General features: G+C 41.2%; 13 protein-coding genes. 4 read left to right on the forward strand and 9 right to left on the reverse strand.

The window, feature by feature from the left end; translation table 11 throughout:
* Positions 1-2 precede the first annotated feature (2 nt).
* The 9 genes from DXD68_RS05330 to DXD68_RS05370 all read right to left on the reverse strand — a co-directional run bounded on the left by DXD68_RS05330 (position 3) and on the right by DXD68_RS05370 (position 11,063).
* Positions 3-1,040 (reverse strand): DUF4837 family protein, encoded by a 1,038-nt coding sequence (locus tag DXD68_RS05330; RefSeq protein ID WP_122361070.1) that lies wholly within the window; start codon positions 1,038-1,040, stop codon positions 3-5.
* 56 nt (positions 1,041-1,096) lie between these two features.
* Complete coding sequence (gene rlmN, locus DXD68_RS05335; RefSeq protein ID WP_122361071.1) at positions 1,097-2,128, reverse strand: 23S rRNA (adenine(2503)-C(2))-methyltransferase RlmN; 1,032 nt, start codon at positions 2,126-2,128, stop codon at positions 1,097-1,099.
* 120 nt (positions 2,129-2,248) lie between these two features.
* Complete coding sequence (locus tag DXD68_RS05340; RefSeq protein ID WP_122360636.1) at positions 2,249-4,384, reverse strand: SurA N-terminal domain-containing protein; 2,136 nt, start codon at positions 4,382-4,384, stop codon at positions 2,249-2,251.
* A 97-nt stretch (positions 4,385-4,481) separates the two neighbouring features.
* Complete coding sequence (locus tag DXD68_RS05345) at positions 4,482-5,738, reverse strand: hemolysin family protein (protein WP_122360637.1); 1,257 nt, start codon at positions 5,736-5,738, stop codon at positions 4,482-4,484.
* A 7-nt stretch (positions 5,739-5,745) separates the two neighbouring features.
* A complete protein-coding gene (gene lptC / locus DXD68_RS05350; protein ID WP_122360638.1) occupies positions 5,746-6,411 on the reverse strand; it encodes an LPS export ABC transporter periplasmic protein LptC in 666 nt (221 codons plus the stop codon).
* Between the two features lie 2 nt (positions 6,412-6,413).
* Positions 6,414-7,778, reverse strand: coding sequence for a tetratricopeptide repeat protein (locus tag DXD68_RS05355; RefSeq protein WP_122360639.1), 1,365 nt, complete (start codon positions 7,776-7,778; stop codon positions 6,414-6,416).
* 30 nt (positions 7,779-7,808) lie between these two features.
* Positions 7,809-9,092: a hypothetical protein gene (locus DXD68_RS05360; protein ID WP_122360640.1), complete on the reverse strand. Its 1,284-nt coding sequence runs from the start codon at positions 9,090-9,092 to the stop codon at positions 7,809-7,811.
* Entirely contained in the window at positions 9,079-9,807 is a 729-nt protein-coding gene (locus DXD68_RS05365; protein ID WP_233577001.1) for a type III pantothenate kinase, read from the reverse strand. The genes DXD68_RS05360 and DXD68_RS05365 overlap by 14 nt, the downstream gene beginning before the upstream one ends.
* Positions 9,808-9,908: 101 nt before the next feature.
* Positions 9,909-11,063, reverse strand: a complete 1,155-nt coding sequence (locus DXD68_RS05370) for a 6-bladed beta-propeller (protein WP_122360642.1) — start codon at positions 11,061-11,063, stop codon at positions 9,909-9,911.
* Between the two features lie 368 nt (positions 11,064-11,431).
* On the opposite strand from DXD68_RS05370, the gene DXD68_RS05375 reads away from it, so the two are divergent.
* From DXD68_RS05375 to DXD68_RS05390, 4 genes are read left to right on the forward strand one after another with little or no spacing between them, the layout of a single operon-like run.
* A complete protein-coding gene (locus DXD68_RS05375; protein WP_158585858.1) occupies positions 11,432-12,022 on the forward strand; it encodes an HU family DNA-binding protein in 591 nt (196 codons plus the stop codon).
* A gap of 57 nt (positions 12,023-12,079) precedes the next feature.
* On the forward strand, positions 12,080-12,319 hold the full coding sequence (locus DXD68_RS05380) for a GlsB/YeaQ/YmgE family stress response membrane protein (protein WP_122360644.1): 240 nt from the start codon (positions 12,080-12,082) through the stop codon (positions 12,317-12,319).
* Between the two features lie 30 nt (positions 12,320-12,349).
* A complete protein-coding gene (locus DXD68_RS05385; protein ID WP_122360645.1) occupies positions 12,350-13,531 on the forward strand; it encodes a DUF4105 domain-containing protein in 1,182 nt (393 codons plus the stop codon).
* A gap of 16 nt (positions 13,532-13,547) precedes the next feature.
* Positions 13,548-15,137: an alkaline phosphatase family protein gene (locus tag DXD68_RS05390; protein ID WP_122360646.1), complete on the forward strand. Its 1,590-nt coding sequence runs from the start codon at positions 13,548-13,550 to the stop codon at positions 15,135-15,137.
* The last annotated feature ends 54 nt before the right edge of the window (positions 15,138-15,191 follow it).

Consider the following 15,191-nt stretch of genomic DNA (forward strand, 5'->3'; position numbering starts at 1 on the left):
GTTTATTTCTTACTTTCCGGAATGTCAAGCTTTTCTTCTACTGATTTATCAAATTCACCCGGCAGGCGAAGAGTATATAAAGCAGCTTCGGCACGGCGGATAAAGTTACGTTTATCTGTTTCAGGAGCAAAGACAAACCCTTCGGCAACAACTACGCGGTTGTTCTTTTCATCGAGACGGACATGACTGACAAACGGTCCTCCCATCATATCGCCAACCATCTTCCACAAACCACGCAACACACCGCAATACTTTCCATTCACCGTGATCGGCGTGTACTCAACGCCAAACCGGGATTCTGTTGTCATATATGAATCAGGAAAAGCACCCGGCAGATTCGCTTTCAGCACCGAGTCACGTTTCGCCACCAGATAATCGGCAGTGAACGTATTCGGGTCCGTATAAGGGAAAGTATATACAATCAAATCCGTACGTCCGGTATTGGCATTATTGGATGCCCAGAAAAAGTCTGTCGTATCCCGATAGTAAGTCATGTTAGCCGGAGCATTCAGCATCAGGTCGTACTTATCCTTCAGGTTCTCCATAACCACCGTACTATAATCTTTTTCCAACTGAGCTACAGCCCGGTTCATTTCGACTTTTACAAAGAAGTCTACAAGCGCTCTCGGATGTGCCTGTGCATATTCGATGATTGCTTCCGGAGAAGGAGCATTCAAGGTAACAACCACCTGGCCTTTTGCCCAGCGGTCATTTTCATAGCTCAGCGAAGCCTTCGTATAAATGGCAGGATCTATGTTTACGATCAGGATATTGCGGACATAAGTCAACAACCCGTCAAATTGAGAAGGATCTACATAAGTTATTTTTAATGCAGGTTCAGATTGAGGAAGACCTGGGACATCTGATGTCAGTTCTTGCTTAATAGCCTTTCCCGAAGGGCCATCCCAGTTTGCTTTTTTCATTACTACAACAACCTCGTAAGCGAGGCCAGTGGCCCGTTTTCCAACCGGACCTGAGCTACATGATCCCAGCAATACCAGAAACATACATAAGCTAATCAGTAAAGAAATCTTTTTCATACCCATTCGTTTTTTATTACACAAATATAGTTCTTTTCCATTAAATGATCTGCCTTCTATCCATTTTGTTGCTTTTTTGCCGTTGACAGCATCCCACAAGCGGCAAATATATCTTCTCCTCTTGAAGCCCGGATCGTACAAACGAGCCCGGCATTATTCAGGGTATCACGGAATATTTCCATTTTCGCCAAATCCGAACTTTCCAACGGGACATTGGGTATAGCATGAAAACGTATCAGGTTCACCCGGCATTCCATTCCTTTTAATAAACCAATCAAAGCCTTAGCATGTTTCGGACTATCATTTAAATTTTTAAAAACTATATATTCAAAAGAAACGCGACGCTGATGGGAAAAGTCATATTGTTTAATCAGATCAATGACTTCCTGCGCCGGATACGCCTTTTCTACAGGCATCAAAGACAAGCGCTCCTCATGGAAAGGAGAATGCAGGCTGACTGCCAGGTGGCAATCACTCTCTTCCAGAAAACGTTTCAGTCCTTTTATAACCCCAATAGTGGAGACGGTTATCCTTTTGGGACTCCAGCCATATCCATAAGACGACGTGAGGATTTCAAGTGCTTTGAACAGTTCGTCAACGTTATCCAAAGGTTCTCCCATCCCCATAAAGACCAGATTGGTCAACGAATCCGACTCCGGAAGAGACTGAATCTGATTCAATATCTGATTGGAGGTAAGATTGGTTGTGAATCCTTGTTTGCCTGTCATACAGAACAGACAATTCATCTTACAGCCTACCTGCGAAGAAACACATAATGTTGCCCGGTCGTTAGTCGGAATATAGACCGATTCGACAAAATTGCCGGGACCTGCGGCAAATAAATATTTGATCGTTCCATCCACCGATTTCATACAATCGACCGGAGGAACCGCGCCTATCTCAAAGGACTCCTCCAAAAGAGTACGTTTGGCTACGGCAATATTAGTCATTTCCTTAATGGCAGTCACTTTCTTCTTATACAGCCAATCTGCCATCTGCTTCGCTGCATAACCGGGCAAGCCGACCTGTGCAGCGACTTCTTTCAGTTCGTCCAGCGTCATGCCTAACAATCGTCTTTTCTCTTGCATTGTATTTTGTTCTATAACGATTAATTCAGTACAAAGATAAAAAAAGCTGCCGGACTTTTTTGAATAAGTCCGGCAGCTTTCATTGAAAAGGATCAAGTATATCCTTTATATCTTATTTGTTTAGAAGAAACGAATACGGTTATCTTCTACATCTGCCTTGTTAACCAATGACTGGATAGCCTGGAATCCGAAACGATAAGCATTTGAAGCATCTAACGTCTTGATCTCATCCGCTTCATTATATTCTTTAGCATCTTTGTTTCTGTCATATACTTTGAATACATATACGCCATTGTTTCCGGCAACCGGTTCGCTTACCTGACCTACTTCAGCAACAGAAACCATTGCATTCAGTTTAGGCTCTACACCGATACCGGCGATACGACGAGTTCCGAAGTTGATAAACTTAACTGAATCTACTCTTGATCCCATAGCATCAGCATAAGACTCTACAGATGTCAGGTTCTTTGCTTTCAGATCAGCAGATATCTTTTCACCTTTCTTCTGAGCTGCAATTTCAGCTCTCAAAGTAGGAGTTAAAGAAGCAAGAGAACGGTAACCTTCTTTCAAAGTACCTTCAATACCTGCAATAACAAATTTATCGTCACATTCGAAGATTTCAGAGATTTTGCCTTTATCATTCTGGAATGCCCAACGGATAACCGGACGAGAGTTCTTGATACTTCCCAAAGTCTGATTATCTGCAGTAACAGTTACACCTGAGATCAGGTTATAACCCGCTTCTTTAGCAGCATCATCCAATTTTGCCAAATCGTTATTTTTAGAAATGAACTGATTCAACTCGTTATAAATATTGCTATAAGTCTTGGAGCTGGGAGATACAGTCATGTCAATGTCAGCTACTTTATACTTGTTCACATTGGCTGTTTTTTCTGTAACCTTTACCAGGTGAGTTCCATATAAAGATTTAACTTTCACTACTTCATTAACCGGAGTTGAGAATACAGCGTTCTTGAAATCTTCGTTTACACCTCTCAGGGCTGTAATTTCAGTAAACCATCCCAGTTCACCGCCATTTTCAGCAGCCTGGTCAGCAGAGAATTCTTTTGCCAGTTCAGCAAAGTTTCCGCCATTCTTCAAAACGTTCATCAAACTATCAGCCAAAGCTGTTGTACGTGCTTCGTCACCGTTAGCCAACATGATATGACTTACCTTCACGGAGTCTGGAGCCATCTTTTTGTCTACCAACTTGAACATTCTGTATTTGTCATTGTCAAATACCGGACCATATACGGCACCCACTTCAGATGTTGTTGCGAATTGTTTCATTTCCGGATCGAATGCATTTTCTGTAAAGAATGCATCCATATAAGGTACTTCTGAATTTTCATTCACAATATCAGCGACTTTTTCTGATGTTGCAAATTCTTCTTTCAAAGATTCGATGTCTGCACTAGCCTTATCATAGTCTTCCTGGCTCGGGCGAATGTCTACAGCGATATATTTGATAACCTTACCTTCTTTTTGCTTGTAAAGCTCTTTACGCTGGTTGTACAGCTTTTCGATTTCGCTCTTGCTTACTTCAACCGTTGAATCAGGAATACTTGCATATGACTGCATAGCATAAACGATATCCGAATTTTCAGCTGCAGCATCAAATGCTTCTTTCGCATCCAATACATTAGCTGAAACTGCTTTGCTCAGCAAGGTTGTATATTTCTGTTCCAAACGCTGACGTTTGATGTTCTTTTCCCAGAACAACCAGAAATTACGAGCCTGAATCAATTGTGCCTGCTGATCAGCCGGATAGCTGGCAATATTGTCGTCATCAATTGTTTTAAGAAAGTTCAACAGAGCAGTCTTGTCGAATGCACCTGTCTGCGGATTAACAAACATCTGCATCTGCTGGATCATCGGTGAAATGTTTTCACCCTGAACCATGTCGAACAATTCTTCCGGGCTTACCCCCATACCTAATTTAGCTGTTGCTTCGTCTAGTACGACTTCCTGTACCATAGCGTCGAATACCGACTGACGGATTTGATTCATGTATTCCTCGGGAAGATTATTCTGACCGGACTGCATTTTATACATCTCAGTCATTTCATCAATACGTCCCTGATAATCCTGAATTTTAATTACTTCCCCGTCAACCTTAGCAACTCTCTCCTGAGTTTGTCTGAAATAAGTAGAACCGGAGTTCAAAAAGTCTCCAATGATAAAAGCGAACAATGCCAAACCCACAACGAGTACAAGCAGTCCAGCTTTGCTTCTGATTTTTTCCAGCGTAGCCATTTATCGTTATTTATTTTTAAAGTTTATATTTTACAGTTTAAGGGCACGAAGATACGAAAAAAAGGATTTGTTACATCTTTTATTCCATTTTTTTTCATCAATTGCCTACTTTCATTCGCACAAGTTCTATTTTCGTTGCCGTTACTTTTATTATTTTGAAAGTATATTTATCAATTACGATTGATTCATTCAATTTAGGAAATTTTTGGTAGAAATGCAATATGTAGCCGGCGATCGTCACATAATCGTCCGACTCCGGCAGCTCCAGATTAAACTTCTCATTCAAGGTGTCGATCTCCATACGACCCGATACGAGGTATTCATCCTCCGAAACCTTACGGGCTACATATGATTTCATATCATGTTCATCCTCAATCTCTCCGAATATTTCTTCCACCAAATCTTCCAATGTCACGATCCCGGCAGTACCGCCAAATTCATCCACAACAACCGCCATGCTCTTTTTCTCCTGCATCAGCACCTTCATCAGTTTATTGGCAGCCATTGTTTCGGGAACGATCGAGACAGTCTTGATATTCTGTGTCCAGTCTTCCGGATTCTTGAAGAGCTCCGATGAATGGATATATCCTATGATATCGTCGATATTCTCATTATATATCAGAATCTTTGACAATCCGGTCTCGATAAATTTAGAACGAAGTTCGTCGATACCGGCAGTCGTATCACAAGCAACGATCTCCGTACGGGGAACAATACAGTCACGCAAACGTACATTGGAGAAGTCGAGCGCATTCTGGAATATTTTCACTTCGGTATCCATGTCCGAATTCAAAGGTGCATCTTCAATACTTTGCTGAATAAAAAAGTCCAGATCGACTTTTCCCAAAGTACGCCTGCTCGACTGGGTGATATTCTTCACTCCCACCAGTTTCAGGATCAGATAGGATATCAAAGCGGAAAACTTCGATATCGGATATAATATAATGTATATGATCAGCAACGGAACCGAAAATAAGTTCAAGGAGAAATTCGGATTCAGCTTGAATATCGTTTTCGGAATAAACTCACCTGTAAACAGAATCAACAGTGTTGAGATAATCGATTGGATAAGAACGATCAAAGCCTCATTCGAAACGAACCGGGCAATAAACGGTTCCAGTATAATTGCCATTTGCAGACCGTAAACGACCAATGCGATATTATTACCCACCAGCATCGTAGAAATAAACTGGTTGGGATTCCGGTAAAAGATATCCAATATTTTACCGGCTATATTTTTATTCTTTTTATCCAGTTCATGCCGCAATTTATTGGAAGAAATAAACGCGATCTCCATGCCTGAAAAAAAAGCGGAAAAAGCTAATGAAATCAATATGTACGTTAATGCATTCACATCAATTCTATTTTATTGAATCTGTCTTTGTTATATCCACAACAGTCGAGTCTGTGGGAGTCACATTTACTCTTGACGAATCACGGGGAGATTCGCTTACGGGGAAAGTACCCTGTGAATTGAAAATCTTATATTTTGTCATATTTTGATTAGACTCGAAACCAATACCGGTGATGATCTTCTCTCCTTCCTGCAACTCAAAATATTGATCCGTATGAATCTTGTCCTCTTTTTGGTCAATAAACAATATCGAAGTATCCAGTTTCTTTCCTTCCAGGCTCAATACGCTCACATGGCCTATCAGCTTATACAATCCTTTCTTATCCCAATAATAAGCAGTATCTGCTTTTACACTAGCCTCTACATTAAAAAGAGAGTCAAACTTTTCCACATAAACACCCTGTGGCAAGTAATTATAAGGCTCTTTAGCCTTACCGAACATCAACCATTCTTTCGCATTCACCCGGTAACGGGTAATACCGGAGTCTGAGATCAGACTGGTCATGTCGGTCGTTCTCATAGTATACGTATTTTCCGGATCGAACTCAACCTCGACCACCTCTTTATTCTCCTTACCACAAGAAGCCATAAATAAAAGAAGCATAACAACTACCGCGAGGATAGTTGTTATGCCGTATTTGTTCGTTTTACCAGGAAAACGCGTTTCAGTCATAATTATCTGATTCTTGTTGTCTCACCGATCCAACCACCTACAGTAAACGCTTTACCTTTTTCCAGATCCGGATGCATAAAGATTTCTTCTGTAGAAGGTAAATGAGCACGGTAAGTACCGATCAACTTGTTAGCCTCGTCTTTACAGCTTTCATCAACCTGTTTTGCCTTTTCCCACTGGTCGATCGCTACGTTATAAGCTGCTCTTGCCAAAACGCCGTCATTCGGGAATACGTTCTTAACTGTCGCAGCATACATCTGTCCGATCAGGATATAAGGAGCACCATAGCTTCCGTTGATAGAAATAGCTTTCTTTGCATATTCTCTGGCTTTTGAATAACCTTTCTGGTCGAAAGACAACAGAGCCATCATATAATAATCTTCAGCTTTTGAAGAAGGATCTGTTTCCATATTGGCGGCTTCTTCAAAATATTTGATAGCCTTATCATAATCCTTGTTCTTTACAGCCTGTTTGGCAATACCGATAGCAGCATCAGCACTCGGTTCCAACTGATAAGCATAACCTGCAGCAGCAAAGAATGCATCGATTTCCTGACAACGTACACGTCTCAATAATGCAACGATTTCTTTCAAAGCAGCTAAATCGCTTTTACTTTCTTCCACTTTAGGAGCATACAAGTTCTGCAATGTTTCGCAGTCGGCAGCACCACTATTGGCAAACGCACCATTCACACTTGTTTTAAACGTAGTCAGGTTGTTTACTTCTTTTTCATTGTTTGCAGCCTGTGCAGCCTGTAACTGAGTATCCAATATTTTAGAAGCTTTCAGATAATCTTCTACATACTGTCCTTTGTGATTAGGATCATCAGCCATCTTCTGATAAGAAGCAAACATATACAGAGAAACACCTAATGCTTCCGTATTGTCACCATATTCGTTGATGATATCACCCAGCCAGCTATATAATTTATTGTAGTCGGCCTTTTCACCCATCTGCTGGATATAATCCTGGGCTTTACGAGAAACGATCCAGTCTTTACCGTAACGTTTATCATCACCGAAGTATTTCACACGTTTGTCATACACAGCCATCAGGTCATCAATCAAAGCAGCCTTCTTAGCCGGATCTTTCTCATTGGCAATCTTCCATGCCATGATCTTTACACCATGCAGATAAATATCCTTTGTAGCAGCAGGACATTCGTCATAAACAATTTTCCAAAAATCATATGCATCTTTAAAGTTCCCGGCCTTTGCATAAGGAACGAACAAGCTGATATTGGTTACACAACGGATACTGTCTTCACCTGATCCAAACTGTGTTCCATTATCTACTCCTTTCTGTGCATACGCGCCGAATGCTCCCATGGAACATGCAGCTGCAATTAACAATACCTTTATTTTCATATCTGTTTTAATTTAAGTTAGCAATTTAAATTAATCAACTTTTTTCTTCCAGAACCACATTTCATTGAATGTATAATTAACAGTAAAACGGAAATACTGTTCATCAATCATGTTTTTTCCACTAGGATTAATCTTCGTGTATTCAAAAGATATATTTACTAACGAACGGTTATCAATCAACGGCAATCCCATACCAACACTCACACCATATTCATTATATCCATTACCTTTATAGGCCGCATCATCCGTATTATTTATCATCAGATAAGAATTACTGTAATGAGCACCGGCACGGTATCTTATGCGACTAAAAAAGTTACGATTCTGATAGTTCGGAATAATTTCTCCACCGGCAGCTACCCGCACACGATTTTTGAAACTACTCTTTTCATCCGCATAAAAGGCTTTATCCCATGTTTCGTACAGTACGTCCGCCGCTAATGTCAGTTTATCTCTCTTCACATACGATGCACCGAAACCGATTGAATTCGGTATATCAAATGCCATATTTTTCGTTGTATCCGACGCAACCACTTCAGCTGAACCGGAAGAGGTAGACTTATACGTTGTATTAATATACGTCGAATTCAGACGATTTTTAGGAGAAAATACCAATCCCAATGTAATCTCTTCTCTTTTGCTGATCGGGTGAGTATACTGGACACCGAAATCAAGCTTTATATCCCGCACTTCCAAATTCTGATTCCGGATCGTATTGTATTCCGTACTGCTACCGACAATAGAAGTCTGCTCGTGCTTGATGTTGCCAAAAAGATATCCGACATTTGCTCCAACTGAAAGACGCTTCTTCCATATATCTATAGACAAACCAGCATACAAATCGTTTAATCCGCCGGAACCATTAAATGTTTCTACGTAATTGAATCCGCCTTCAGTCGTTCTCGGAGCGCCAAAGCTATATCCGACATAAGAATAAGGTAAAATTCCCACACTCATGGCAATACGTTTATGGATAGGGAACTGCAACGCAATGTATTCCACATTTCCATTAACATTATGTTGCTTATTAACTCCGTCGTCGAACCAGGATAATTGCCCTGAAACACCAAAGTCAAAAAGGAATGTCAACGAATCCATGCAGCTATAAGATGCAGGGTTCATCGGGTTGATCTGTTTCGGCGATCTCAATCCGAAACCGATGCCACCCATTGCGCGTCCTGCTCCAAATGAGCGATCAGCCAATTCACCGTAACCGAAGCGGGTATATGGCGAGTTAGTGTTATTTTGTGCCGCTAGCGACAACTGTGTCAATATAAGAATGCTTGCTATTAGTAGCTTATTAATCTTCAACATTATACTCTAAGATTCTGTTTAATCCTGTCAACACTAAATTAATGTCTGCAAAGATGGAGTTTTTTAGCCGTCTTTCAAAATAAAACGAATGACCGCCTGTTAAAAAAACCAAAAGATTAGGATATTTTATCCGTAGCTTCTCGATGTATCCATCCATCTCGTAGACTATTCCATTTACTACTCCTGCTTGAATAGCACTCTCAGTATTTGTTCCCAACAAAGGGATCTCCTCCTGTTCCGTCACCAAAGGTAGTTTTTTGGTATAAGAATTCAAAGCTTTGAAACGTGTAGTCATCCCCGGAGATATATTTCCTCCCAAATAAGTACCCGAAGCTTCGATCAGTTCATAAGTGATTGCTGTGCCAGCGTCGATGACCAGCAGGTCTTTTCCCGGTTCCAGGTAATTAGCCCCGACTGCCGCAGCGAGCCGGTCTTTTCCCAAAGTTTCAGGCGTTTCATATTGAACCGAAATAGGCAACCGGATCGTTTCATCCAAAAAGATGAACCGCTGAAGTTTTCCCCGCAGGTAATCATTCAGCTCTTCATTCCGGCCTATCACAGTCGACAATATTCCATGTTCAAAATCGTATTTCCCAAAGAGAGACTCCAATTCATCAACATCGAATTTCTTGTACACAAAAGAGGCTTCCATATGCTTCTCGCTGTATACCGCAACTTTTGAAGAGGTGTTTCCTTGTTCTATAATTAAATTCACGTGACTGAAATTTTCCGCAAAGAAAAGCAAAATTGGTGAAATAACAGGCATAACTAAGGTACAACCTGCAAAATAATCAGCAAAAAAACTTTCAGATACTCCTATTTCTTTTGCTTTACCAACATAATCACCGGATTGTCTTCTTCATCCAACTTCGAGACAATTTCTTTCAATTTGCCATCTTTCAGTTGGCCTTTCTTGTAAATCTCAACAAGCCGGGATGCATTTAAACTAGTGGCGTTTTCGATTTCGCGATTAATCGACTTAGCAGTCATAGCGACAGTCCTTTTTTCAGCATAGTCGTCATTGCATACGGCTACTTGAAACATTGCTTTTTCTTCCCTGTCGTACACCAGTTCATCCGTATAGAATCCGTTTCCCTTTTCAAAGTTAAATACATTTTTAAGGGTTTGCATAAAATGATAGCGGTCGGTAGAAATACCCATATAAAGAAAAACTTCAGGCTGCATGGTATGTGCAGAAGGGGTTCTTACAATAAAGGGGATTAATGTACCATCCGGTGCATAGTGATACAATGTATCGGCAGATGTATCCACCAGTGTCCAAGCGTCGTGGCTCAGACGTATTGGATAAGAATAGCTTGCTATAAATTTATCTCCATCAACCACAATCGGCGTGTTAATCGTTTTGAAAGGAATAAAAATTTCCCGGGTAACACTTCCATCTTGTTTGGATATAATAATATGGTATGATTTGCTTCTATCCTTTCCCTTACTATGATAATCAGACATATCATAGCAAATTAAATTATTTTTGTCATAATCGAAAACAGATGAAACCTCCCGACCTAGATTCAAACACCGCTTGAATCCTCCGTAAAGATCATACACTAAAATTTTATTTCCCTGTGACTTTACGAATATTTCCCCATTACTTTCATCAAGAATAACGTCATTCATCCTTGTATATTCTTCCGCTCCTTGCCCCTGCCGGTTTATCTTCCTTACTCCTTTACCGTTTTTTCGGTCAAAAAGGAAAATATCCCCATCATTATTTCTATTTGTCGCCAATAAGTACTCTTTTCCTACATCTCGTACCAAACCTTGCGTAAGAAACTGGTCAGTGGTTTCCAGCGCAATATATTCCACATCCATAAAATCCTGAAGAACCAGTTCTTTTTTAGGATAGCTTGTTGTGACATCAACAGTGATGAGATCATCTGCCTGTTGTTTATTTTTTTCACATCCTGCTACTACTAACAGGATAAAAACTAAAATTAAATTTTGATTCTTCATATAAGTAGGAATGTTTTCTTTTAAACGTCCGAAAGTTACATAATATTACGAATATATCGTAAATAAAAGGATAAAAATATTTAACCATATAACATTTCATACTTGAACAACAAGAATACCGCCAACCATTCAATATAAATAAAAAACATCCTTATCAGAGAACAATTCCTTCTCATCCATTGTATATTTGTATCTGAAACTGTTTACCTTTCGATAGCTATGGTAAAGCCTTTCGATAGCTGTGGAAAGATCTTACGATAGCTATCAAAAAGCCTTACCATAGCTATCGAAAGGCAAATGGTTTGAAATATCACCGGAATAACATGCTGATGCCCCGACAAAGTCATCAGCAACTAATACTTAAAAACATGGCTATAAGATTCACAGAACACAAAACACCGCGTCCGAAAGGCAACGAAGAAAAGCTGATACATGCCCGCACGACAGCCAGCCAGACCCGGCAGATGGATGATATTTGTAAAGTTATCTGTCAACGTTCCTCCATTTCGTCGGCCGATGTAAAAGCCGTTTTGGATTCATTTGTATGGTATATCGAATTCTCCCTGAGATACGGGGATCACGTGGAGCTGGAAGAGTTAGGTTATTTCTCACCGGCGCTTCGCACCCGTAAACAATCGGATGGAAAGTTTATGGTAACAGTAGACGGCGTAAACTTCCGGTGTTCTGAAAAACTGAAACAAAAGTTACGCACTGCAAAACTTGAAAAAGAGTCACAACCACAAACCTATCCACTGCAAAAACGGGAAGAACGGATGCGGGAATATTTCAAAGAACATGAAACCATCACAACACCCACCTATGCAAAACTGAACGCTTGCTCCCACTACCGGGCGAAAGCCGACTTGGAATCGTATTTGGAAAAAAAGATACTGATCCGTATCGGTGGCAGTACACATGTTTCTTACTTGTTAAATGAAAACATATTTCGTCAGAAATAATTTAAACATAAGTTCCCGATCCCTTGTTTATTAATAACAACACTAAATTAGGTTATTATGGGAATTATAGGTTCGATTATTATTGGTATCCTTGCCGGCTTTCTGGCTGGGAAAATATTAAAGGGAAGTGGATTCGGGTTGATTGTAAACCTGATAGTAGGTATCATCGGCGGTGTATTGGGCGGATGGCTATTCGGACTGCTGGGATTGAGCGTGAACGGAGTCATCGGAAGCCTGGTCATGTCGACCGTCGGTGCCATCGTTTTATTATGGATCGTTTCTCTATTTAAAAAATAGCTTTACCTTTGTGCGATAAAAATTTATCGTATGAAAAAGAACTTGCTTCTGCTTTTTCTGCTCCTTTGCCTGATCCCGGCAAAGGCGCAATACAGATTAAGCGACGAAGCGCAGATCAGCATATTGACGGCAGCTCCATCCGATGATGAAGTGTACACCTTGTACGGACATACGGCCATACGGGTGAAAGATTCTTTATATAAGCTCGATACTGTATTCAACTATGGCATTTTCGACTTTTCGAAACCGAACTTCATCTATCGTTTTACGAAAGGGGAAACGGATTATAAACTGGCTGCGTACAATTTCTCACATTATATAATAGAATATCAGATGCGGGGAAGCGAAGTGACCGAGCAGGTACTAAACCTCACCCCGGAAGAGATCAATAAGATATGGAATGCACTGATCGTCAATGCACAGCCGGAGAACGCCGTTTACCGGTACAATTTCTTTTTCGACAATTGTGCCACCCGACCGGTCGCTATCGTTGAAGAACAGGTAAACGGGAAAGTTAAATATAACAATCCGCCCGAACCGCAGACATTCCGCGATCTTATCAATTATTGTACGCGAAATAACTCATGGCTGACATTCGGATGCGACCTGGCATTGGGAAGTCCGACCGACCGGATCGCCACCCCACATGAAATGATGTTCCTACCGGCTTACCTGAAAGATGAATTCGAAAAAGCAACCATTGTCAATCCGGACGGAAGCGAACGGAAGCTGATAAAACAGACAAACAGACTTTCGGAAGAGCTGATCAACGATACTAACACGACGAAAGAGTGGTTCACCCCTATGTTATGCAGCATGATTATTTTCCTGCTGGTACTGTCGATCACATTTGTCGAATGGAAGAGAAAAACCTATTTCCGCTTGGTGGACTGCATCCTCTTTTTCCTTGCAGGAGTGGCCGGTACGGTATTATTTTTCCTCTGTTTCATATCGACTCATCCCTGCGTCCGACCGAACTGGTCGATCGTGTGGTTACAACCTTTCGACCTGATAGCTGTTATTTTGTTTGCAGTAAAAAAGTTCAGAAAGGCTGCATATTATTATCATTTTATTAACTTTGCGGCGCTTACGCTGCTGTTGGCGGGTTGGTATTTCATCCCACAACACTTAAATATAGCCTTTATCCCGCTTGTAGCCACGCTTTGGCTACGTTCCGGATACGGTATATACAGATGGCGGGCACATATTTGAACAGATGGAGAATCGAATGAGAAAAATAATAACGTCGCTTATCGCGATCCTGGTAGTCACAAACCTGGAGGCACAACAACGTACTCCCAAACTTGTGGTTTGTATTACCGTCGATCAGTTAAGGGGCGATTATATCGAATATTTCTACAATACATTCGGTGAACGCGGTTTCAAACGGTTGATGAACGAGGGGTTGGTATATAACAATATCAAATTTGAATTCACAGATGTCAACCAAGCAAGTGCTTTTGCGACCTTGTTTACCGGAAGTAATCCTTGTTTCCACGGAGTGACCGGAGATAAGTTTTACGATTTCGACAACGAAAAAGAAGTTTCCGTCCTATACGATAAAGACTATCTGGGAAATTATACGCGTGAAAACTATTCTCCCAAAAAGATGTTCAGCTCCACGATCGGAGATGAACTGAAAATCGCATCCAAAGGAAGAAGTGATGTCTATGCGATCGCTCCCGATGCAGAAAGTGCGATCCTTTCCGCAGGACATGCAGCCAACGGTGCATTCTGGATGGACGACATGAATGGGAAATGGGCAACAACCACCTATTATAAAGGTATCCCCTGGTATGTAGACCGCTATAACAATGGGGTCGAATCATTGTCCGCCCGCCTGGATCAGATGGTATGGACACCGTCCCTCCCACTGGATAAATATAATGCATTTCCTTATGTGCTGGATGAAATTCCGTTCAAATATACCTTTAACGAAAAGACAACGGATTGTTTTCCGAAGCTGAAAACAACACCTTTCATTAATAAGGAGATCAACCGACTGGCATTGCAGTTCCTGGAATACGGGGCATTCGGTACACGAAGTTGTCCGGACATGCTGGCGATTACTTATTATGCGGGTAATTACAAGGGTATCATGAGCAAGGATTATACCCGTGAAATTCAGGATACCTATTACCAGCTGGATAAGGATATCGAGCAGTTGCTGGATGCCATCGACAAGAAAGTCGGTCTCGCCAACACATTGGTCGTATTTACCGGTTCCGGCTATTATACCAGTGAAGAGGAATATGCGGACGGATTACTGATTAATGGCGGTGAATTTCACCCGAAACGTTGCGTAGCATTGCTCAACATGTACCTGATGGCCATCTACGGTCAACAGAGCAGCTGGGTTAAAGGATTTTATAACAACCAGATATATCTGAACCGCAAGGCCATTGAAGATGCCAAACTCAGTTTGTCGGAGATTCAGAACAGATCCGCCGAGTTCCTGATGGAATTTAGCGGAGTTCAGCATGTAACAACCGATGATGCCCTGAGAACCGGTGCATGGAATGAAGGAACCGTAAAATTCCGTCAGGGAACTCATCACTTGAAACGTGGTGACCTGATCATTGAATTACAACCGGGCTGGATCATCAACAACGACAATCCAAAAGAAAAAGTTAAAATAATTCGCAACAACGCAGTCATTACTCCGCTTGTATTTATTGGTAACGGTATCAAGCCGGAACATATTTACCGCGAAGTAAAAGCCACAGAGGTAGCCCCTACGGTAACCCATGTGCTGAGGATACGGCCACCTAATGCATCCCAAAGTTTGCCTCTTTGGGAGTTGACGACCAAAAAATAAGACCCGGCCGGTCACAGGTATTGTTGTTAACCTCCCTCATAAAATAAACAAAGA

Source organism: Parabacteroides sp. TM07-1AC, from assembly GCF_003480915.1.
Taxonomy (GTDB): domain Bacteria; phylum Bacteroidota; class Bacteroidia; order Bacteroidales; family Tannerellaceae; genus Parabacteroides; species Parabacteroides chongii.

Excerpts from the sequence above, each read along its gene's own strand:
- rlmN (WP_122361071.1), bottom strand. The coding sequence starts at position 2,128 with ATGCAAGAGAAAAGACGATTGTTAGGCATGACGCTGGACGAACTGAAA.
- DXD68_RS05390 (WP_122360646.1), top strand. The coding sequence starts at position 13,548 with ATGAGAAAAATAATAACGTCGCTTATCGCGATCCTGGTAGTCACAAAC.
- DXD68_RS05375 (WP_158585858.1), top strand. The coding sequence starts at position 11,432 with ATGGCTATAAGATTCACAGAACACAAAACACCGCGTCCGAAAGGCAAC.
- lptC (WP_122360638.1), bottom strand. The coding sequence starts at position 6,411 with ATGACTGAAACGCGTTTTCCTGGTAAAACGAACAAATACGGCATAACA.
- DXD68_RS05340 (WP_122360636.1), bottom strand. The coding sequence starts at position 4,384 with ATGGCTACGCTGGAAAAAATCAGAAGCAAAGCTGGACTGCTTGTACTC.
- DXD68_RS05330 (WP_122361070.1), bottom strand. The coding sequence starts at position 1,040 with ATGAAAAAGATTTCTTTACTGATTAGCTTATGTATGTTTCTGGTATTG.
- DXD68_RS05380 (WP_122360644.1), top strand. The coding sequence starts at position 12,080 with ATGGGAATTATAGGTTCGATTATTATTGGTATCCTTGCCGGCTTTCTG.
- DXD68_RS05360 (WP_122360640.1), bottom strand. The coding sequence starts at position 9,092 with ATGTTGAAGATTAATAAGCTACTAATAGCAAGCATTCTTATATTGACA.
- DXD68_RS05355 (WP_122360639.1), bottom strand. The coding sequence starts at position 7,778 with ATGAAAATAAAGGTATTGTTAATTGCAGCTGCATGTTCCATGGGAGCA.
- DXD68_RS05370 (WP_122360642.1), bottom strand. The coding sequence starts at position 11,063 with ATGAAGAATCAAAATTTAATTTTAGTTTTTATCCTGTTAGTAGTAGCA.
- DXD68_RS05385 (WP_122360645.1), top strand. The coding sequence starts at position 12,350 with ATGAAAAAGAACTTGCTTCTGCTTTTTCTGCTCCTTTGCCTGATCCCG.